Below are 21147 nucleotides of genomic sequence, written 5' to 3' on the forward strand. Positions count from 1 at the left end.
GTCCAATGGCTTTCGGGGCGTCCCGAGGCTGGAGTGTTCGAATGACCTCGGCGCCGATCACGGCTTCCCCCGCAGCCTGGCTCAAACAGGCCGCCGCGCCCTGGCGTCGGTTGACGGCCCTGGCGGGTCTTCTGGCTGTGGCGGATGTGGTTCCGGCGGTCGGTTTCGCCGGCGGTCTGGCCATGACCGTGGCGACCTTCGGCGTCTCGCCCTTCGCCGCCCTGCCCTGGCTGCTGCTGGCGGTGGTGAGCCTTATCGCCCGCGGCCTGGTCGGCCAGGCCGCGGTAGTCGTCGGGGCGCGCCTCGGCCGCTCGGTCAAGACCAGCGTGCGCGACCGGCTGCTGGCCGACCTGTTTGGACGCGGCGCCCGTTCCGATGATCGCCTGACCGCTGTCGTCGAAGGCGTCGGCGCGCTGGACGGCTATATGTCCCGTTTCACCCCGCTGAAGATGGCCGCCGGCCTGTCGCCCCTGCTGATCATCGCCGTCGCCGCCGTAGCCAGCCCGTTTTCGGCCGGCATACTTCTGTTCACCCTGATGCCCTTCATCTTCGGCATGATCCTGGCCGGCACGGCTGCGGCGGGCGAAAGCCGCCGCCAGTTCCAGGCACTGGAACGGCTGTCGGGCCTGTTCGTCGACCGGGTGCGCGCCCTCCCCGCCATCCTGGCCTTCGACGCCCGCACCCGCACCACCGCCGAAATCGCCCGCGCCTCCGACGAGTTGGAGCGTCGCACCAACCGCGTCATGCGGATCGCCTTCCTGTCGTCCGGGGTGCTGGAGTTCTTCTCGGCCCTGTCCGTGGCCCTGATCGCCGTCTATTGCGGCTTCAATCTGCTGAAACTGCTCCCCTTCCCCGCGCCGGAGCAGTTGGATCTGAGCCGCGCCTTCTTCGTCCTGGCCTTGGCGCCCGAGGTCTATCAGCCTCTGCGTCGGCTGGCCGCCGCCTATCATGACCGCCAGGCCGCCGAATCCGCCGTCCCCGCCCTGATCACGCCCGAAGCCCCGGCGCGGGACCGCCATATCCTGCCGGAAGACGCCCCGGCGATCCGCTTCTCCAAGGTCTCCATCGCCTATGGCGACGCCGCGCCGGTGATCGCCGATTTCGACCTCGACGTGCGCCCCGGCCAGATCGTCGCCCTGGTCGGCGCCAGCGGCTCGGGCAAGTCCAGCCTGCTGCACCTGTTCCTGGGCCTGTCGCCCCTGACCGCCGGCGAGGTCGAGGTCGGCGGCGCGCGCCTGAGCGAGGCGGGCGGTTTCGCCGGCCAGATCGCCTGGGCCAGCCAGAACCCCGTCGTCGTTCCAGGCGGGCTGGGCGACAATATCCGTCTGGCCGATCCCTCCGCCTGCCCCGGCCGCATCCTGGTCGCCGCCGGAGAGGCCGGCCTGTTCGGCGACCTGGACCGCCCCATCGATGAACGCGGCGGCGGCCTGTCGGGCGGCGAGCGGCGGCGACTGGGCCTGGCGCGCGCCATTCTGAAGCGCGCGCCCATCCTGTTGCTGGACGAGCCGACGGCTAATCTGGATCCCGCTGCGGAAGAAGCCATGCTGGACCTGATCCGCCAGGCGACGCGGGGCCGCACGACCCTGATCGCCACCCATTCCGCCGCCGTCGCGGCCATGGCCGACCGCGTGGTGCGCCTGTGATGACCCGTCCCCTTCCCTCGCGCGTCGGCGCCCTGATCGCCGCGCAACGGCAGGCTCAGCGAACCCGCCTGCGCCTCGCCGCTGCGGGGGGCGCGACTGTCGCGGTCGCGGCCGCCTGTCTGCTGGGCCTGTCAGGCTGGTTCATCACCGGCGCCGCCATCGCCGGGGTCGCCGGATCCGTCGCCGTCCAGGCCTTCAACTATATGATGCCCAGCGCCACCATCCGCCTGCTGGCCGTCCTGCGCACCGGCGCCCGCTACATCGAACGCGTCGCCGGCCATGAGGCGGCGCTGAAGGCCCTGGCGCGGCTGCGACCGCAACTGTTCGACGCCCTCGCTTCCGCGCCTCCGGCCCAGGCCCTGTCCCTGTCGTCCGGCGAGGCCTCGGCCCGACTGGTGCAGGATGTGGACGCGATCCAGACCCTGTTCGTCCGACTTTCCGCCCCATGGGCCATGGGCGCGGGCGTCGCCTCGTCCGCCCTGCTCGCGGGCATGGCCAGCCCCCTCGCCGGTCTGATGCTGCTGCTCGCCATGGGTCTCGGCGCGGCGGGATCGATCCTGATCGCCCGTCGTCTGGCCGCCCCCGCCGGTCGCGCGGTCCAGATCGCCACGGGCGAGCTCAAGGATCGGCTGTCTGCGCTCGAGGCCGTCTCCCCGGAGCTCAAGGCCTATGGCCTGGACCGTTGGGCCGCCGGCGAGGCCGCCCAGGCCGCGGCTGCGCTCGACCGAGCCCAGATCGCCCTGACCCAGGCCGCCGGCTGGATGGCCGTCTGGCAGGCCGCAGTCACGGGCCTCGCCGTCGCCGCCGTCATCCCCGCCACCCTGGGCGCCCCCTTGCCGATGACGGCCCTCGCCGCCCTGGCCGCCGTCATGGGCATCGAATCCGCCGCCGGTCTGGTCGGCGCCCTGTTGCAGAACGGCGCCGCCGTGGAGGCGACACGCCGTCTCGACGCCCTCGCCTCGGCAGCCCCGGCGCGGCATGGGCCCGCGCCGACCGACGCCGGCCTGATCCTCTCGGCCGACGGCGCCCGAATGGCGCCGCCCCTCCGCCTGGGCCTGATCGGTCCGTCCGGTGCAGGCAAGACCACGCTGATCGAACGCCTGGTCGGCCTTCGCGACGCCGTCGCGGACGAGGCGCAACTGGACGGGCGGGACATCGCCGACATCGCATCCCACGACCGGCTGGCCCTGTTCGCCTACGCCGCTCAAGACATCCGCCTGATCGACGGCACGATCCGCGAGAACCTGCTGCTCGCGGGGCCCGCAAACGATCATGCCCTGTGGCGGGCGCTGGAAGATGCGGCCCTGGCCGACCGGGTCCGCGCCGATCCGGCGGGCCTGGACGCCCGCGTCGGTCCCAATGGCGAGCGCCTGTCGGGCGGCGAACGCCGCCGCCTCGGCCTGGCCCGCGCCTATCTGCGGCCCGCGCCCTGGCTGGTGCTGGACGAACCGACCGAGGGCCTGGACCCCGCAACCGAGGCCCAGGTTCTGACCGCGCTCGACCGTCGCCTGAAGGCCGCTGGCCAGGGCCTGATCATCGTCAGCCACCGCCCGGCCCCGACCCGTTTGTGCGACCGCACGCTGCGGATCGAGGGCGTCGGAACCGACGGCCGCGTGCGTCTGACCGCCCACCGTCAGCAGGCCCTGGTCTGAAGACGGCCACACCCGGATTTATTTGCGCGCGCTGCGATTCACGCCGGGCTGCGGGTTTGCGGCGCGTTTTCACCCTTCAACCCGACAGGCCCGCCCGCCGGGTTACACTCCTCTCCGCGCCACGAACCTCGATGACGCAGAGGCGAAGGACATAAGGGATGAAGCTGCATTTTGGCGGTTTGGCGGTTTGGCGGTATGATTTTACGACGCCACCCACTGCATTTGCCGGGTCTGGGCTTAGGTCTCGCCCTCGGCGATGTCGCGCAGACGATCGGGCTGTTCGATCCGCAATTCGTTCAGGGCCAGCAGCCGGATCACCCCGGTCGTCTTCAACTTGGTCAACACCCGGCTCACGGTCTCGATGGTCAGGCCCAGATAGTCGGCGATCTCCGACCGCGTCATCGGCAGCCGCACCTGATCCTCGGCCGACGGCCGCAAAGGATCCCGGGTGGGCAGGTCCAGCAGGAAGGAGGCGATCCGCTCCTGCGCCGTCTTGCGGCCCAGCAGCAGCATCTGGTTCTGCGCCGCCGCCAGTTCGTGCGTCGCCCGATCCAGCAGGGCCTCTTCCAGCAGCGGTCGCTCGCGGATCAGGGCGCGATAATCGGTCTTGCGGAACCGGCACAGGGTCGCATCCTCGATGGCCTCGCCCGAGAAGGCGTAGTCCTGACCGGTCGCCAGACCGACGAAGTCGCCGGCGAACAGGAAGCCCGTGATCTGACGCCGCCCGTCCGGCAGCAGCTTGTAGATCCGCACCGATCCCGAGGTGATGTTGAACAGGTGGACCGCGGGATCCCCCTCGCGGATCAGGGACTCGCCCGCCTTCAGCGACACCCGCTCGGCAATGGCGTCCAGCCCGGCCAGGTCGGAAGGATCCAGGCTGCTGCACACGCTGAACGCCCGCGCGCCACAGGTCGAACACACCGAATCCTGTCGGCGCTGGGCGCAGTCCGTGGGCAGGGATCTGAGTTCGAGCATGGTTCGCAGAGGTTAGGCCTCGCATCCGATGGACGCAAACGGATTGACGGAGATCAAGGCGGTCCTTTCGTCCATGGCCTAAGGGGCCGAGAATGAGCGCTCTCCAATATCGCCGCCTCGAAAGCGGCGAAGCCGACCAGACCTATGTGCTGGCCCACATGGGGAACCCGCGCCTCACGCTGGACTCGTGGCGCGCCCGGGTCGATGCGCCCCCCGCCTCGGGCGGAGTACTCGCCGCCGTGGCCAACGAATGCGTCCGGGCCATACTGGCCTATTCCATCTCGACCACCCCCTCGGGCGAGCGACAGTTCATGGTCGACACCCTGGTCGCCTTCGACCTCCTACGGCCGGAAAAGCTGATCGAGCCCCTGGTCGCCGCCGCCTGCGACCTGGCCCGCCGGGGGTGCAGCTCCATCGGCCTGTCCAGCCCCATCGACGCTCCGGGCCATGAGGCCGTCATGCGCCAGATCGCCGACGCCGCCGTCCTTCACCGCGTCATCTGACCTCGACCGGGAGCGCCTGCGCATACCGCCTCGCCAGAACCGCACAGGCGAACAGCTGGATCTGATGGAACAGCATCAGGGGGATGACGATCAGGCTCACGCTCTGCCCGGCGAACAGGATGGCCGCCATGGGCAAGCCGCTGGCCATGCTCTTCTTGGACCCGCAGAAGACGATGGCGATCTCGTCCTCGCGCGAGAAGCCCAGTCTCCGGCTGGCCAGGGTCGTGACCACCAGGGCTATGCCCAGAATCACAATGTCCAGCACCACCACCAACGCCAGGTCCAGGTGCGACAGCCGGGTCCAGGCCCCGGACACCACCCCCGCGCTGAAGGCCACATAGACCACCAGCAGGATCGATCCTCGATCCACCGCCGAGGTCAGCCGCCCATGCCGCATCAGCCACCCCCCGATCAACGGCCGCGCCGCCTGCCCCGCCAGAAAGGGCGCCAAGATCTGCAGGGCGATGCTCTCGACCGACGACAGGGAAACCCCCGCGCTCCCCACCGGCAGCAACAGCATCACCAGCAAGGGCGTGATCACAACCCCCGCCAGGTTGGAAACCGAGGCCGCGCACAGAGCGGCCGGAACATTGCCTCGCGCGATGGATGTGAAGGCGATCGACGACTGCACCGCCGACGGCAGCAGGCACAGATAGAACAGGCCGACCCTCAAATCCTCGGCCAGCCAGGACCGCGTAGCCCAGAACACCGCCAGCCCCAACAACGGGAACAGAAGGAAGGTGCTAGCCAGCACCGTTCCCTGGAGCCGCCAGTGCGACAGCCCCGCCCATATCGCTCCAGGCGACAGCCGGGCCCCATACAGGAAGAACAGCAGGGCGATTGCCGCCGTCGCCGCGACCTCCGCCGCAGCCGCGCCGACGCCCCTCGCCGGAACAAGCGCCGCCAGCACCACCGTGCCGATCAGCATGAGCAGATAGGGGTCGATCAGCCGGCGCAGTGCAGTCATGAAGCCCGTCCTAGGCCTTGTCCCGTCGGGGCGGCAAGCCCAGGATCACCGCCGCCAACAGGGCGCCCCCGCGACAACAGACGACGGCTAGATCAGTTCGACGCCCATGGCCGTCGCCTCGCCGCCGCCGATGCACAGGGCGGCCATGCCCCGGGTCTTGCCGCGCGCCTTCAAAGCGGACAGCAGGGTCGTCAGGACGCGCGCGCCCGAGGCGCCCAGCGGGTGCCCCAGGGCGCAGGCGCCGCCGTTGACGTTGATCTTGTCATGCGGGACGCCCAGCTCCTGCATGGCGATCATCGGCACGATGGCGAAGGCCTCGTTGACCTCCCACAGATCGACATCGTCCGCCGTCCAGCCCGCCTTTGCCAACGCCTTCTGCAAGGCGAAGACCGGCGCGGTGGTGAACAGGCTGGGTTCGTGGGCATGGGCGGCCTGGCTGACGACACGCGCGACCGGGGTCAGGCCAAGGGCCTCGGCCGTCGATTGGCGCATCATGACCAAGGCGGCGGCGCCGTCCGAGATCGAGGCGGCCGAGGCGGCGGTGATGGTGCCGTCCTTGCCGAAGGCGGGCTTCAGATTGGGGATCTTGGACGGATCGGACTTGGTCGGTTGTTCGTCGCGATCGACCACCACCACGCCCTTGCGGGTCTTGACCTCGACCGGCGCGATCTCGGCGTCGAAATCGCCGCTGTCCTGGGCGCGTTTGGCGCGACCGGCGCTTTCGGTCGCATAGGCGTCCTGCTGTTCGCGGGTGAACTGATAGGCCTTGGCCGTATCCTCGGCGAACTGCCCCATCAGCTTGCCGGGCTCATAGGCGTCTTCCAGCCCGTCCAGATACATGCTGTCGGAAATGACGTCGTGACCGATCCGAGCGCCGCCCCGGTGCTTCTGCATCAGATAGGGGGCATTAGTCATCGACTCCATGCCGCCCGCCACGATCACCTCGGCCGAGCCGGCCAGCAGGGCATCGTGCGCCATCATCGCGGCTTGCATGCCCGATCCGCACATCTTGTTGATCGTGGTGGCCTCGGTCGAGGTCGGCAGGCCCGCGCCCAGGCCCGCCTGACGCGCCGGCGCCTGGCCCAGACCCGCGGGCAGGACGCAGCCCATGATGATCTGTTCGACCTTGCTGGGATCGAGCCCCGCCCGGTCGAGCGCCGCCTTCACCGCCGTCGCGCCCAGATCGGTGGACTTGGCGTCCGACAGCGCGCCCTGGAAACCGCCCATCGGCGTGCGGGCGTAGGAGACGATGACGACGGGATCGGCGGACATGGGCGAGCTTCCTCTTGCTTTGGCGTCTGAGATAGCGATCCGACCGCCCGATGTGAACCGGGCGCACCTGCAATCAGGCGAAATGAAGCCGACGATAGCGGCCCCGGAAATAAAGCAGCGGGTCACGGCGCGGCTCGAACCGGGCGCGCGTGACCCGGCCGATGAAGACCAGATGGTCCCCGGCCTCGACCACCTGATGGGTCGCGCATTCGAAACTGGCCAGCGAGCCGGACAGGATGGGCGCGCCCGTGTCCCAGGTCTCCCAGGCCACGCCGTCGAACCGTTCGGCCGACGACCGGGCGAAAGCGCCGGACATCGGCTGCTGGCCGATGTGCAGAACGTTGATGGCGAAATGCTCCGCCCGCTGGAAACGCTCCAGGTTGGACGAGCTGCGGGCCAGACAGAACAGGATCAGCGGCGGGTCCAGCGACACCGAAGAAAAGGAGTTTGCGGTCAGACCGACCGGCTGCCCCGCCTCGTCCGACGTGGTGACCACCGTCACCCCGGTGGCGAAACAGCCCAGGGCGTCGCGCAGGGTGCGGGGATCGGACCCGGCTTGGTAGTAGAGGGCGTCACGGGGCGCCTGCTGCTCCAGGAAGGCCAGAATGACGGCGTCTGCCGTCTCCGCCGGATCGGACAGCGTGTCGGGGTCCAGCGTCAGGATCGGCAAGTCGTCCAAGGGCGCCGTCGCCGCGACCGGCGCCTGGCCCACCACGATCAGGCAACTCGCCAGGGGCGGCCCGGTAACGACCAGCGCCGGCGCCACGCGCGCCAAGGTGTCGGCCAGACACAGGATAGCGGGCCGCGACGAGATGTCGGTGAGCAAACCGCGCAGAGCCGTCGCCTCTTCGCCAGCGTCCAGCGCAGGGGCAAGCAACACATGCCGCCCAGCCTCGACCAGAGCCCGCACCCACTGGCGCCAGTCGGGCGAGAAATGCTCGGGCGGGCCGATCAGCAGGACGACGGGATCTTCCGGATCGCCCCAACCCTGGACATCCAGGCCTCCGATCCGGGGCGGCGATGCAATCATGAGGCGTGGCGGTCCAGTGCGAGCGGTAAAAAGCGTCTAATAGGGCAGGTCCGGCCGCAGACGCCACGATTTACGCCGGCGGCCGGGGATCGGATCATCCCGCGTCCAGATCGCTCAACCGCCCCCGCAACATCTGCAGCATGGCCGAGAAATCGCGCCCGCCGTGACCCAGTCCATCGAACAGGGCGTACATCGCCTCGGCCTGGGCGCCCAGGGGCGTGGATGCGCCCGACTTGGCCGCCGCGTCCTGGGCCAGTTTCAGATCCTTCAGCATCATGGCCGTGGCGAACCCGCCCTGATAGTCGCGGTTCGACGGCGCGGTCGGCACCGGGCCGGGCCAGGGGTAATAGCTGGTCACGCTCCAGCACTGGCCCGACGATTTGGACGCGATCTCGAAGAACCGCTCCGGATCCAGACCCAGCTTCTCGGCCAGGGCGATCGCCTCGCACGTGCCCAGCATGGAGACGCCCAGCAGCATGTTGTTGCAGATCTTGGCCGCCTGACCGGCGCCTTGATCGCCGGCGCGGATGGTGATCCGGCTCATCGGCTCCAGCGCCGCTTCGACGCGCGCGAAGTCGCCTTCGTCGCAGCCGACCATGAAGGCCAGGGTTCCCGCATCGGCAGCCGCCGTGCCGCCCGAAACCGGCGCGTCAGCGAAGGCGTAACCCGCCTCCTTGGCCAGGCCCGCCACCTTGCGCGCCGTCTCCACGTCGATGGTTGAACAGTCCAGCAGCAGGGCGGTGGATGGGGCCGCGCCGATGATCTGTTCGGCATAGACCTTATGCACATGGGGGCCGGCGGGCAGCATGGTGATCACCACCTCGGCGTCGCGCACAGCTTCCGCGACCGAGGCCGCAGGCGCGCACCCCGCCGCCGACGCCCGCTCCAGCGCCGCCGCGTTCAGGTCGAAGGCGGCGACCGCATGGCCGGCCTTCGCCTGATTGGCGGCCATGCCGCCCCCCATATTACCCAGGCCGATGAAGGCGATCTTGGTCATGGTCTCTCTCCCTTGGTCGGCGTCGCTGTCAGGGCAGCGGCGTCCATTTTTCATTGTCCGGCAACGGCGCGAACAGCGCGTCCAGCGTCGCCTCCGTAACGCCCGACAGGTCCGAAGGGGACCATTTCGGCGCATTGTCCTTGTCCACGATGACGGCCCGCACGCCTTCCTGGAAGTCGTGGGTCTGCACCACCCGACCGCCCAGGGCGTATTCCATCGCCATGTTCTCGGCGAAGCCGGCGAGCGTCGCCCCGGTCCGCAGCTGGCGCAAGGTGACCTTCAGCGATTGCGGCGACTTGGTCTTCAACGTCGCCAGTTGCGCCAACGCCCACTCCGAGCCGTCCGCCTCCAGCGCCGCGAAAATCGCCTCGACCGTGTCGAAGGCGAACAGCCGGTCGATGGCCTCGCGATGAGGGTTCAGCGGCGCCTCTTCCGGCTCAGTGGCGCAGACCCAGCGGTTCGCCTCCTCCAGCGGGTCCGCAGGGTTCGCCAGCAGCGCCGCCTTGAACCCCTCGATATCGATGGCCGGCACGAAATGGGTGTGGATCCCCAACGCCACCGTGTCCGCCGCCTTCAGCCGCGCCCCCGTCAGCGCCAGCCAGACGCCGGTCTGGCCCGGCAGCCGCGGCAGGAACCAGCCGCCGCCCACGTCGGGAAACAGGCCGATGCCCGTCTCCGGCATGGCGTAGGTGGTCCTTTCGGTGGCGATGCGGATGGCCGCCGGCTCCGAAATCCCGACGCCGCCGCCCATGACAATCCCATCCACAATGGCCGTGATCGGCTTGGGATAGTCGAACATCAGATGGTTCAGCCGGTATTCAGCCAGGAAGAAGGCCTTGGCCTCAGACGCGTCCCCCGCCCCGCTCTCGGCGATCATGCGGATATCGCCCCCGGCGCAGAAGCCGCGCTCGCCGGCATGGTCGATCAGCACCGACTTCACCGCCGCATCGTCGCGCCAGGCCAGTAGCGCCGCCGTCATCGCCTCGCACATCGCCCGGTTCAGGGCGTGGATAGCCTTGGGCCGGTTCAGACTGATCCGGCCGACGCCGTTCTCGATGCGGGCGATGATTTCGGCTTCGCTCATCGCGCCATCTCCCGCGCGATGATCACGCGCATGATCTCGTTGGTCCCTTCCAGGATGCGGTGGACCCGCAGGTCGCGCACGATCCGTTCCAGCGGATAATCCTTCAAGTATCCGTAGCCGCCGTGCAGTTGCAGGGCCTCGTCGGCGATTTGGAAACAGGCGTCGGTGGCCAGACGCTTGGCCATGGCGCACCACTGGGTCTTTTGCGGATGGTCGGTGTCGACGGCCCAGGCGCCGCGCAGCACCATCAGCCGCGCCGCCTCCAGGTCGGTCGCCATGTCGGCCAGGCGGAACTGCAACGCCTGGAACTCGCCGATCGGTCGGCCGAACTGTTTGCGGGTGGCGACGTAATCCTGCGCCGTCTCCAGCGCCAGCCGAGCCCCGCCCAGCGAACAGGCGGCGATGTTCAGTCGCCCGCCGTCCAGCCCGGCCATGGCGTAACGGAAGCCCGCCCCTTCTTCGCCCAGCAGATTGGCGACCGGCACGCGGCAGTCATCGAACTGGACGATGGCGGTCGGCTGGGCGTTCCAGCCCATCTTCTTCTCCTGGGCCCCGAACGATAGGCCGGGCGTCCCGGCCTCGACCACGAGGGCGCTGACACCCTTCGCCCCCTCGCCGCCGCCCGTGCGGACCATGACGACATAGAGATCGCTGGTCCCCGCGCCGGAAATGAAGGCCTTGGACCCGTTCAGCACATAGTGGTCGCCGTCCCGCACCGCCGTCGTCCGCAGCGCCGCCGCATCCGACCCCGATCCCGGCTCCGTCAGGCAATAGGAGGCGATCTTCTCCATGCCGACCAGATCCGGCACGAACCGCGCGCGCAGATCGTCCGAGCCGAACCGGTCGATCATCCAGGTCGCCATATTGTGGATCGAGATGAAGGCCGCCGTCGCCACGTCGCCCCGCGACAGCTCCTCGAATATCAGCGCCGCCTCGACCCGGCCCAGGGCCATGCCGCCGTGTTCCTCTCCCGTATAGATGCCGCAGAAGCCCATCTCGGCCGCCTGCTTCATCACCTCGACGGGGAAGTGTTTCTCCTCGTCCCAGCGGGCCGAGTTCGGAGCCAGTTCGGCCTCGGCAAAGGCGCGCGCCGCGTCCTGTATGGCGCGTTGGTCGTCGGTAAGGGCGAAGTCCATAATCGTCTAGCCAAGGATTCGGTTGATGACGTAAGTGGCGATCCAGCCGCCGCTGAGGGCGAGTAAACTGCCAGCAAATGCCTGGGATTCGCCTCGACGGATTCGACGTAGGCGAAGAGCAATCCACACCACGTCGATCAGGCAAACAAGAACCAAGAACGGCAGAACAGACCTGACTCTTAGATAGCCCATCAAGGCGTATTCCACGTCGAATGAGCGCGCAGCGGGTTCATATATCCCTGGTGAATCTGCCCAACTGTAAACGACCATCGCCAGAGCATTCAGCGCGAGAAGCCACCAAACTCGTTTAAGCACCGTGGCGATCATCTGCCTCAGCGCATCGTCGGAATGACGAACGAGCTGTCCGCATGCTCCAGCGCGCTGTCGGGCCAGCGGGCGGTGACGGTCTTGGTCTTGGTCCAGAAGCGGACGCCCTCCATGCCGTGCTGGTTGATGTCGCCGAAGGCCGAGCGCTTCCAGCCGCCGAAGGTGTGATAGGCGACCGGCACCGGGATCGGCACATTGATGCCGACCATGCCGACATTGACGCGGGCGGCGAAGTCGCGCGCCGCGCGACCGTTCTGGGTGAAGATGGCGACGCCGTTGCCGTACTGGTGGTTCGACGGCAGGGCCAGGGCCTCCTCGAAGGTCTCGGCGCGGACGATCTGCAGCACCGGGCCGAATATCTCCTCCTGATAGGAGGACATGTCGGGCTTCACATGGTCGAACAGCGACGGGCCGATGAAATAGCCCTTCTCGTGCCCCTGCAGGCTGAAGTCGCGGCCGTCGACGACCAGTTCGGCGCCTTCCTGCACCCCCTTCTCGATCCAGCCGGCGATGCGGTCGCGATGCTGGGCCGTGACGACGGGACCATAGTGGGCGCCGGCGTCGGTCGAGACCCCGACCCGCAGCGCAGGGATTTCCGCCACCAGTCGCTCGCGCAGCTCGTCGGCGGTCTTCTTGCCGACCGGCACGACCACCGGCAGGGCCATGCAGCGCTCGCCCGCGCTGCCGAAGGCGGCGCCGGTCAGATCCTTGACCACTTGGGCCATATCCGCGTCAGGCAGGACGATGCCGTGGTTCTTGGCCCCGCCCATGGCCTGGACCCGCTTATGATTGGCGGCGCCGGTCTGATAGACATAGTGGGCGATGTCGGACGAGCCGACGAAGCTGACAGCGTGGACCAGCGGGTGGGTCAGGATGGCGTCGACCGCCGTCTTGTCGCCGTGCACCACGTTCAGAACCCCATTGGGCGCCCCGGCCTCCAGCATCAGCTCGGCCAGCCGCACCGGCAGGGACGGATCCCGCTCGGACGGCTTCAGCACGAAGGTGTTGCCGACCGCGATGGCCACCCCGAACATCCACATCGGAATCATGGCGGGGAAGTTGAACGGGGTGATGCCCGCGACCACGCCCAGCGGCTGGCGCATGGAGTAGACGTCGATGCCCGGGCCGGCGCCCTGGGTGTATTCGCCCTTCAGCGCGTGGGGGATGCCGCAAGCGAACTCGATCACCTCCAGTCCGCGCTGGATGTCGCCTTTCGAGTCAGCAATGACCTTGCCGTGCTCGCTGGACAGAAGCTCGGCCAGTTCGTCCATCCGCGCCTCGACCAGGCGCTTGAAGTCGAACATGACGCGGGCGCGGCGTTGCGGATTGGTGCTGGCCCAGCCGTTGAAGGCGTTCTGGGCCGCCTGGACCGCGCGATCGACTTCGCTGACACTGGCCAGTTGTACGCGGGCCTGGACCTCTCCGGTGTTGGGATTGAAGACGTCGCCGAAACGACCCGAAGCGCCGTCAAATGCCGAGCCGTCGATGAAATGGCGAATGTCGCGCACCATACCTGAGAGTCCCTATGCGGTTATTGCTGTTGACGGCGTCATAGCAGGCAAGATCGTCCTCTTGCAGCCCGTCGAGCGAAAAAGACGGCCCACGAGTGTTTGCGACAAGTTGATGACAGAGATAGCCCCTCACAGGCAGGCGGCAACATGATTCAACAACATCACCTGCTTCACCTCGTTGAGCGCCCTTCACCTCTTTGACGATGAGGAAATTCAAAAGATATTGATACTGATTATCAGAACAAAATCTCGATTAAACAGATATTGGAGTTTTCCATAATGACATAAATCAACATACATGTTTCAACTATAGCTAGTGACGCGAACTTCTCGACACAGGGAAGATGTCATGAGCGGATGGGAGGATCGGTTGGAGTCTTTTGCGAACATCATCGTCATGGATGCGCCGATAGCCATCGTCGGCCTTGATGAGGCGGGTTTAGTCTGCTGCTCCAACACCAAGGCGGACCAATTCTTCGGGCGCTCGCTGGGAGGCCCAGAACCGATCCACATCGCCGAATTGATCGACGGTTTCGATGTGGCCGCATTGAGGTCGTCATCCGGTATCGCAGAGGTCAACGCGCTGAGCCGCAGGGTTGGAAACGACTTCCACTGGCGGATCAAACGTCCGGATGGCGGCTACGCCCTGGTGGATCTTCAGGCCGCCCAGTTCTCCAAGGACGGCCGTGACATCTTCACCCTCTTCATTCAGGACATGACGAGCCACGTCGCCGCGGAAGTGGCTCTTCAGGATCTTAGGCTCCAGATCACCTACAACTGGCGACTGAATTCGCTGGGCGAGGTGGCGTCGATGATAGCTCACGAACTTAGCCAACCGCTGTCCGCGGCAACCAACTTCCTGGCGGCGACGAACAGTTTTCTCGCCGCAGCTGAGCCGGACAGGTCGGACCTGAAAAAGTTGGTTTGTTCGGCCCAAGGCCAGGTCGAACGGGCCTCGGACATCATCCGAGGGATTCGGTCTCTGATGACCCACGAGAAGGGTTTTCAGAAGCTCGAGAATGTCGCCGAGGTAATCGACGAGATCATGCCGATCCTGAATATCCATGCGCGCGAGTCTGATGCAAAGGTATCAGCACGCTTGGATCCGAAGGACTTCGCCCATTGCGACAGGGTCCAACTCCAGCAACTTGTCATAAACTTGGTCAGGAACGCGATGGACGCGCCGGCGAACGGCATGCGGCGCAGGGTCGAAATCGCCGGATCGCAAACTCCCCAAGGGTTTAGAATGATCGTCAGCGACAATGGGCCTGGTGTGCCGGCGCAGATGGTCGACAGGCTTTTCCAGCCCCTGGCTAGCAGCAAGCCAGGCGGAATGGGGCTCGGGCTTTCGATCTGCCGCACGATCGCACAGGCGCACGGCGGCGACATCGATCTAGCGCCCAGCGCCTTGGGCGGCGCCGCCTTCGCCTTCACGCTTAACACCCTCGATCAGGACGCGGACACACCGGATCGACAAGTGAGCCGGCTTCGCCCTGCCCTCGATCACGGCGTCGCCAGGACTGTCCAACCGGAGCAGGCCGACCTTTCAGAAGTCCCGAGGCCACATCGTCGGTCCGCCTAGTCCCGACCTCCCGAGCGGAAAGTCGTATATCGAACGGAGGTCTCGGCGACACGGCCTTCGGACACGCCACAGCCAACCGGCCCAACGCCCTCAGTCATCGCCCAGAATGGCCTGCACCCGACGCGCTAAGGACTTGAGTTCGAAAGGCTTGGTCAGGATGTGCATGCCTGGGTCGAGATCGACGCCGCTCAGAACAGAGGTCTCGGCGTAACCGGTGATGAACAGCACCTTGAGCTCCGGCCGGCCAATGCGGGCGGCGTCGGCCAACTGCCGGCCGTTCATGCCGCCCGGCAGGCCCACGTCGGTGACGAGAAGATCAATCGGCCGGTCCGAGTTGAAGGCCTCCAAACCGACGCTCCCGTCCTCGGCCTCCAGGAAATCATAGCCGAGTTCAGAAAGCCCCTCCGACACGAGCATTCGGATCGTGGCCTCGTCGTCCACGACAAGGATGGTCCGTCGATGCGGCGACATGGTCGGCGCAGGATACTCCTCCGGGCCGGCTCCGACCTCAACCACGCCGTGGTGGCGCGGCAGATAGAGGGCCACCACGGATCCCTCGCCGGGTCGCGAATTGATTTGAACTTGGCCGCCCGACTGCCGGACAAAACCATAGATCATCGAGAGGCCCAGTCCGGTGCCTTGGCCGAGGGGCTTGGTGGTGAAGAAGGGGTCAAAAGCCCGAGCCATAACCTCTTCGGTCATGCCCACGCCCGTATCGGTAACGCTGATCCGTACATAGTCGCCCGCCGTCAAATTGAAGTCGGCGTCCAGCGCAGGAGCCATCACGCGGTTGGAAATCTCGAGGACGAGTGTTCCGCCATCGGGCATGGCGTCGCGGGCGTTGATGCAGAGATTGAGGAGCGCGTTCTCCAGTTGGCCTGGATCGACGAGGATGGGCCAGAGCCCGGAGTGGTAGTTGGTTTCAAACCGGATGGCTGGCCCGATGGTCTGATGGATCAGGTCTTCCATTCCGCGCGCCAGGGCTTCGACGGCGACCCCCTTCGGCTCCAGAGTCTGACGGCGGGAAAAGGCGAGGAGGCGGTGTGTCAGGGCCGTGGCCCGCTGGGCCGCCGCCTGAGCCGCAGCGATGAATCGCCCTGTCTCGGACACGCGGCCCTCGGCGATGCGCTTGGCCAGCATCTCCAGGCTGCCGGTTATTCCTGTCAGCAGGTTGTTGAAGTCGTGGGCGATGCCGCCCGTCAGCTGGCCGACAGCCTCCATCTTCTGCGACTGCCGCAAGGCCGCCTCGCTCGCCATCAGCTCAGCGGTCCGCTGCTCTACTGTCCGCTCCAGGGAGGCCGCCAGCTTGGCGAGATGCCGTTCCGCGCGGCGGCGTTCACGCGCCGCCAGCGTCCGTTCGCCGACGTCGCTGAGAAACCGGATCTCATCCTCCTGCCAGACTCGGGCGGTGGCGTGGTTCAAATAGACCAGGGCGACCATGCCGCCCTGGTCCTTCAGCGGCATATTGACGACGGCCCGGGCCTTTATGGCTTCCAGCTTGTCCGCTGTCTCCATCGTACGCGGATCTTCCTGGGCGTCCGAAAAACAGACCGTCACCCCGCGCTTCAAGTCTTCGATATAGGAGCCGTAGTCGCGAAAATTCCTTACGCCCGCGAGGCTTTCAGCCCCGGGTCCATTCCAGTCGCGCGCGATGGTGATGGTTTCTCGATCTCGGTCGACGATACCAAAGCCGGCGCGGCTTACATCCAGGGTGCGACCCAGGATTTCCGCGGCGGCATAAGTGATGTCCTCGGGGTCCTCAAGGTCGCGCAGGACGTCCGACAATTCCACCATCGCGGAACTCAAACGCTGGGAGCGCACCCGCTCGGTAATGTCGGTGGTCACACCCGCGATCCGCACCGGTCTGTCGTCAGGGCCGAGCACCAGTATCCCGCGCGCCTCCATCCAGCGCACATCCCCGAGCGGGGTAATGACGCGGTGCGTGATGTAGTAGTCCGCACCCTCCCTGATGGTCGCCTCGCTCTGTGCGAGGACCGCATCGCGATCATCGGGGTGGATCATTTCCTGGCGGTCTTCGTAGGTGAACGGCGCCTCGGCTGGCCAACCCATCAAGGTCTTGTAGGCTTCGGAGGCCACCAGGGTGCGTGTCCGCACATCGACGCTCCAGGCGCCTAGCCCGCCGGCCCGCATAGCCAAATCCAGTTCGCGGTCCCGCTCGTGATCCGCGCGCTGGCGCGCGGTCAGTTCCGCCTCCAGCGCCGCCTTGTCGGTTTGGAGCCCGGCGAGACGCTCGCGATCAGCCGTGACATCCACCTGGCTGGCGAAGAAATAGGCCAAGGCGCCGTTTGCGTCGAACACGGGGGCCATCAGCAGACGGTTCCAGAACGGGCTTCCATCCTTGCGGTAGTTACGGATGTCGGTTTCGATGAGTTGGACGGCGTCGACAGCCTCTCGTATCCGTCGGACATCCTCCGAATTCGTCTCGGGCCCCTGCAGAAATCGACAGTTTTGGCCCACGATGTCTTCGCGGTCGTAGCCTGTCAGGCGACAGAATGCGTCATTGGCGAACACCACGGGATTGTCGGCTTGACGCGGATCGGTGATGATCATCGGCATTCGTGTCGCGCGCACGGCGGACACGAATGGATCGGTGCTGCGGTCCAGACCCATCACCTCCGCCTCGATGCGAAGGGCGTCTCGCCCCGCCTTTTCAGAGACGGTTTGATCGTCAGATTCAGATACAGTCAATCGCTCCGGCTCCCCTGCGCCACCCATTCGGGGGGGGGGGGCGCACACACCCACAACACGCCAAGAAATCTACGGTTCACATCGCACCACGGATGTCCGGTCAGAGGACCGCCGGAACGCCGCGGCGAGCTTTCTTGCGCCTTCGCACCCTCAGGATTGCCCATACAGCCGAGGCCCAGGGCGACGCCTTCCCCTTTGCGCGAATTCGTACAGAAGGTCCGTTTTGAGTATGTCGTAAGCAACCGGAACCATTAAAGAAATTCCGACTGAAACGGAACCTCAGGCGGACGAAAACATTAATCGATGCGGCCCGGTTCGGCGGGTCGGAGCACATACATCATGAAGATCGCGCAGGTCACCCCGCTTTACGAGGCCGTTCCTCCCAAGCTCTATGGCGGAACCGAGCGCGTCGTCGCTCATCTGACCGACGCGCTGGTCGATCTGGGGCACGAGGTAACCCTGTTCGCCAGCGCTGACGCCCAGACCCGGGCGCGTCTGATCCCGGTTCGCGACCAGGCCATCCGGCTGGATCCCGCGCCACTGAAATCGGACCTGGCCGCCCACCTGTCCATGCTGGGAGAGGTGCTGGACCGCACGGCCGATTTCGACGTGATCCACTTCCATACGGATATGATCCACTTCCCGCTGTTCAGGCAGCATGCGGACAAGACGATCACGACCCTTCATGGACGGCTGGACATGAAAGATCTTCCTGGAGTCTATGCGCGCTGGAGCGAGTTCGGACTGGTGTCGATTTCCGACGATCAGCGCAAACCCCTGCCCTTCGCCAGTTGGAAGGCCACGGTCCATCACGGCATGCCGGGCGAGCAGTACCTGTTCTCGCCCAAGTCAGAGGGCTATCTGGCCTTCCTGGGCCGCATCTCGCCCGAGAAGCGGCCGGACCGGGCCATCGAGATCGCCACCAAGCTGGGCCGTCGCCTGAAGATCGCCGCCAAGGTGGACGCCGCCGACAAACGCTATTGGGAAGAGACGATCCGCCCGATGGTCGAGGGCAATCCGTTGATCGAATTCATCGGCGAGATCGGCGATCACCAGAAGTCCGCCTTCTTGGGCGGGGCCGACGCCCTGCTGTTCCCGATCGATTGGCCCGAACCCTTCGGCCTGGTGATGATCGAAGCTATGGCCTGCGGCACGCCTGTCGTCGCCTTCCGTTGTGGATCCACGCCGGAGATCATCGAGGACGGAGCGACCGGCTTCCTGGTCGACACCATGGAACAGGCGATCGCCGCAGCGGGTCGGGTTCATCTTCTGGACCGCGAGGCTGTCCGCGCACGGTTCGACCTGCGGTTCTCCGCCACCGCCATGGCGCGTCGTTATCTTGACGTCTATGGCGATCTGCTGGCTCGCCGACCCTTCGCCGAACCGCCGTTGAAGGACGTGGTCACCAATCTGCGGCCGATGGATGAAGACCGCAGTTTCGCGGCCATCGCCTGATCGCAGGCGATTTCCCAAGAAATCAGGCGGCGGAGATGAACTCTCCGCCGCCTGTTTCATTTGATCATCCAAGCGGCCTCTGAGCGCCGCAATCGGATGAGACGTTCAACAGGCCTCAAAACGACGGGGAAGAGACCGAATGGACGACGCCTATTCCACCATGTTGAGCGCGGGCGAGACCGTCGAGGCGTCCGGCCTTGAACAGTTGATGGCGCTGAAGGCGGGCGACGCCTTTCTCGTGGCCGACGGCTGGGGCGACATGAAGGGGGGGGCGGACGGCATGTTCGCCGGCGACACCCGCGTGCTGTCGCGGTGGACGATGACGGTGGGACTGCTGAAGCCGTCACGGCTGTCGTCGGGAGTCAGCCAGGACAATGTCTTCTTTTCCTGTCACACGACCAATCGTCCCCTGCCGCCGATGGGCGGTCGTTCGGCGCCGGCCGGCGTCATGCATATCGAGCGACGCCGCTTCCTGTGGGATCGACGAATGTTTGAACGCATCCAGATGGTCAACCACGGGGTCGAGGACATATTGCTGCCCCTCGCGTTCGATTTCGGCGCCGACTTCGCGGACATCTTCCAGGTGCGCGGGACGCATAGGGCCAAGACCGGGACCTTGCACACGCCGACGATGGACGGCCGTCGGGTCGGCTTCCGTTACACCGGCCTGGACGGCGTGGAACGGTCCAGCTGTCTCGCCTTTTCCGAGCCGCCAGCGCGACTGACCCCGCAACGTGCGGAATTCATGTTCAGCCTTCCGAAGGGCCGAACCGTGGACCTCTACATCGAGTGCGGCGTGGATTCGTGCGAAGCCCCCGACGCTCGGCGGTGGCGCCAGAACGCTGTCCAGGCCCGAGTGGGGATGCGGGCCAAACGCCGACGCGGCGCATCGCTGCGCGGGCCGCGCAGTCCGCGGTTCAACGACTGGCTGGATCAGTCGCGGGCCGATATGGCGCTGCTGACGACCGACCTTCCGACCGGGCCCTACCCCTATGCAGGTACGCCCTGGTTCTCGACTCCGTTCGGTCGGGACGGGATCATCGCGGCCTGGCAGATGCTGTGGCTGGATCCGTCCTTGGCCAAGGGCGTGCTGACCTATCTGGCTTCTCGCCAGGCGACCGAGACCTCGCTGTTCCAGGACAGCCAGCCCGGCAAGATCATGCACGAGACCCGCGGCGGCGAAATGAGCGCCATGGGAGAGGTGCCGTTCGGCCTCTACTACGGCGGCGTCGACACCACATGTCTGTTCATCGCCCTGGCCGGCGCCTACGCCAGCCGCACGGGCGATCTGGACCTGATCCGCACCCTCTGGCCCAACCTGGTCGCCGCAGCGGACTGGATGCGGGACTATGGCGACAGCAACGGCGACGGCCTGATCGACTATCAGCGCGGGGCCGACACCGGGTTGTCGAACCAGGGCTGGAAGGATTCCGAGGATTCGATCTTCCACGCCGACGGCCGTTTCCCCAAGGGACCGATCGCCTTGCTGGAGGTGCAGGGCTACGCCTTCGCCGCCTGGCGCGCCCTGGCCGATCTGGGGGACCGGCTGTACGACGGCCGCGCGCCGGAATGGCGGATGCGGGCCGAGCAGGTTCGCGCCCTGGTCGAAGACAAATACTGGATGGAAGACGAGGGCTTCTACGCCGTGGCCCTGGACGGCGACGGCGAACAGTGTCGCGCCATCGCCTCGAACGCCGGCCATCTGCTGTTCACCGGCCTGCCGTCGGTCGAACGGGCGCGGCGCGTGACCAAGCGCCTGCTCTCGGCCGAGTTCCGCACGGGCTGGGGCATTCGCACGCTTGAACTTGGCCAGGCCCGGTTCAACCCGATGAGCTATCACAATGGTTCGGTCTGGCCCCACGACACGGCCATGGCCGCCGCCGGCATGGCCAACTACGGAGAACGGGAAGCCGTCGCTGAGATTCTGGCCGAGATCTACGCCGCCGCCGCCCATTTCCACCTGCGGCTGCCCGAGTTGTTCTGCGGCTTCCCCCGCACGCCGGGCGAGCCGCCGATCGCCTATCCGGTCGCCTGCCTTCCCCAGGCCTGGGCGGCGGGTTCGGTCTTCCTGATGCTCCAGGCGACGCTGGGCCTGTCCATAGACGCCTGGACGGGGACGATCGACATGGCCGATCCGATGCTGCCGGCCGGGCTGGAGCGGCTGAAGATAACCGGGCTGGCAGTCGGCGAGGCGGTGGTGGATCTGAATATCCAGCATGTGGATGGTCGGGCTGTCGTCATCCCCCGCCACCGCCATGGCCGGATCGCGGTTCGCACCCTGCGCTGAGGTCGGCGGGAAACCCT

General features: G+C 66.6%; 16 protein-coding genes. 6 read left to right on the forward strand and 10 right to left on the reverse strand.

Features of this window, described 5'->3' with window-relative positions; translation table 11 throughout:
• Nucleotides 1–41 precede the first annotated feature (41 nt).
• Together cydD and ACVPT3_RS11355 are read left to right on the forward strand one after the other, a co-directional pair.
• Complete coding sequence (gene cydD / locus ACVPT3_RS11350) at nt 42–1643, forward strand: thiol reductant ABC exporter subunit CydD (protein ID WP_492040992.1); 1602 nt, start codon at nt 42–44, stop codon at nt 1641–1643.
• Complete coding sequence (locus ACVPT3_RS11355; protein ID WP_492040993.1) at nt 1643–3295, forward strand: amino acid ABC transporter ATP-binding/permease protein; 1653 nt, start codon at nt 1643–1645, stop codon at nt 3293–3295. Before cydD ends, ACVPT3_RS11355 begins: the two co-directional genes overlap by 1 nt.
• Nucleotides 3296–3532: 237 nt before the next feature.
• Here ACVPT3_RS11355 and ACVPT3_RS11360 read toward each other — a convergent pair whose 3' ends face one another.
• The gene (locus tag ACVPT3_RS11360) at nt 3533–4270 is read right to left on the reverse strand and encodes a cyclic nucleotide-binding domain-containing protein (protein ID WP_492040994.1); all 738 of its coding nucleotides are present in this window, start codon (nt 4268–4270) and stop codon (nt 3533–3535) included.
• 92 nt (nt 4271–4362) lie between these two features.
• Between ACVPT3_RS11360 and ACVPT3_RS11365 the strand changes: the two genes are divergently transcribed.
• The gene (locus ACVPT3_RS11365; RefSeq protein WP_492040995.1) at nt 4363–4773 is read left to right on the forward strand and encodes a hypothetical protein; all 411 of its coding nucleotides are present in this window, start codon (nt 4363–4365) and stop codon (nt 4771–4773) included.
• Here ACVPT3_RS11365 and ACVPT3_RS11370 read toward each other — a convergent pair.
• The 8 genes from ACVPT3_RS11370 to ACVPT3_RS11405 form a co-directional block, all read right to left on the reverse strand.
• Nucleotides 4766–5740 (reverse strand): bile acid:sodium symporter family protein, encoded by a 975-nt coding sequence (locus tag ACVPT3_RS11370; protein ID WP_492040996.1) that lies wholly within the window; start codon nt 5738–5740, stop codon nt 4766–4768. The genes ACVPT3_RS11365 and ACVPT3_RS11370 overlap by 8 nt on opposite strands.
• 87 nt (nt 5741–5827) lie before the next feature.
• Nucleotides 5828–7012 carry an acetyl-CoA C-acyltransferase gene (locus ACVPT3_RS11375; protein WP_492040997.1) on the reverse strand — a complete coding sequence of 395 codons (1185 nt, stop codon included), beginning with the start codon at nt 7010–7012 and terminating at the stop codon, nt 5828–5830.
• Nucleotides 7013–7085: 73 nt separating this feature from the next.
• Nucleotides 7086–8042: a flavin reductase family protein gene (locus ACVPT3_RS11380; RefSeq protein WP_492040998.1), complete on the reverse strand. Its 957-nt coding sequence runs from the start codon at nt 8040–8042 to the stop codon at nt 7086–7088.
• Between the two features lie 94 nt (nt 8043–8136).
• Nucleotides 8137–9039, reverse strand: coding sequence for a 3-hydroxyisobutyrate dehydrogenase (gene mmsB, locus ACVPT3_RS11385; protein WP_492040999.1), 903 nt, complete (start codon nt 9037–9039; stop codon nt 8137–8139).
• A gap of 28 nt (nt 9040–9067) precedes the next feature.
• Complete coding sequence (locus tag ACVPT3_RS11390; protein ID WP_492041000.1) at nt 9068–10123, reverse strand: enoyl-CoA hydratase/isomerase family protein; 1056 nt, start codon at nt 10121–10123, stop codon at nt 9068–9070.
• Nucleotides 10120–11259 carry an acyl-CoA dehydrogenase family protein gene (locus ACVPT3_RS11395; protein WP_492041001.1) on the reverse strand — a complete coding sequence of 380 codons (1140 nt, stop codon included), beginning with the start codon at nt 11257–11259 and terminating at the stop codon, nt 10120–10122. The genes ACVPT3_RS11390 and ACVPT3_RS11395 overlap by 4 nt, the downstream gene beginning before the upstream one ends.
• A gap of 6 nt (nt 11260–11265) precedes the next feature.
• Complete coding sequence (locus ACVPT3_RS11400; protein WP_492041002.1) at nt 11266–11586, reverse strand: hypothetical protein; 321 nt, start codon at nt 11584–11586, stop codon at nt 11266–11268.
• A gap of 5 nt (nt 11587–11591) precedes the next feature.
• Entirely contained in the window at nt 11592–13097 is a 1506-nt protein-coding gene (locus ACVPT3_RS11405; RefSeq protein ID WP_492041003.1) for a CoA-acylating methylmalonate-semialdehyde dehydrogenase, read from the reverse strand.
• A 349-nt stretch (nt 13098–13446) separates the two neighbouring features.
• On the opposite strand from ACVPT3_RS11405, the gene ACVPT3_RS11410 reads away from it, so the two are divergent.
• Nucleotides 13447–14679, forward strand: a complete 1233-nt coding sequence (locus tag ACVPT3_RS11410; RefSeq protein ID WP_492041004.1) for a sensor histidine kinase — start codon at nt 13447–13449, stop codon at nt 14677–14679.
• A gap of 90 nt (nt 14680–14769) precedes the next feature.
• Here ACVPT3_RS11410 and ACVPT3_RS11415 read toward each other — a convergent pair whose 3' ends face one another.
• The gene (locus ACVPT3_RS11415) at nt 14770–17388 is read right to left on the reverse strand and encodes a PAS domain-containing protein (protein ID WP_492041005.1); all 2619 of its coding nucleotides are present in this window, start codon (nt 17386–17388) and stop codon (nt 14770–14772) included.
• Nucleotides 17389–17727: 339 nt separating this feature from the next.
• On the opposite strand from ACVPT3_RS11415, the gene ACVPT3_RS11420 reads away from it, so the two are divergent.
• A complete protein-coding gene (locus tag ACVPT3_RS11420) occupies nt 17728–18843 on the forward strand; it encodes a glycosyltransferase family 4 protein (RefSeq protein WP_492041006.1) in 1116 nt (371 codons plus the stop codon).
• Nucleotides 18844–18982: 139 nt separating this feature from the next.
• Nucleotides 18983–21130 (forward strand): amylo-alpha-1,6-glucosidase, encoded by a 2148-nt coding sequence (locus ACVPT3_RS11425; RefSeq protein WP_492041007.1) that lies wholly within the window; start codon nt 18983–18985, stop codon nt 21128–21130.
• Nucleotides 21131–21147 lie beyond the last annotated feature (17 nt).

This window comes from Brevundimonas sp. FV1ps31S, from assembly GCF_058681265.1.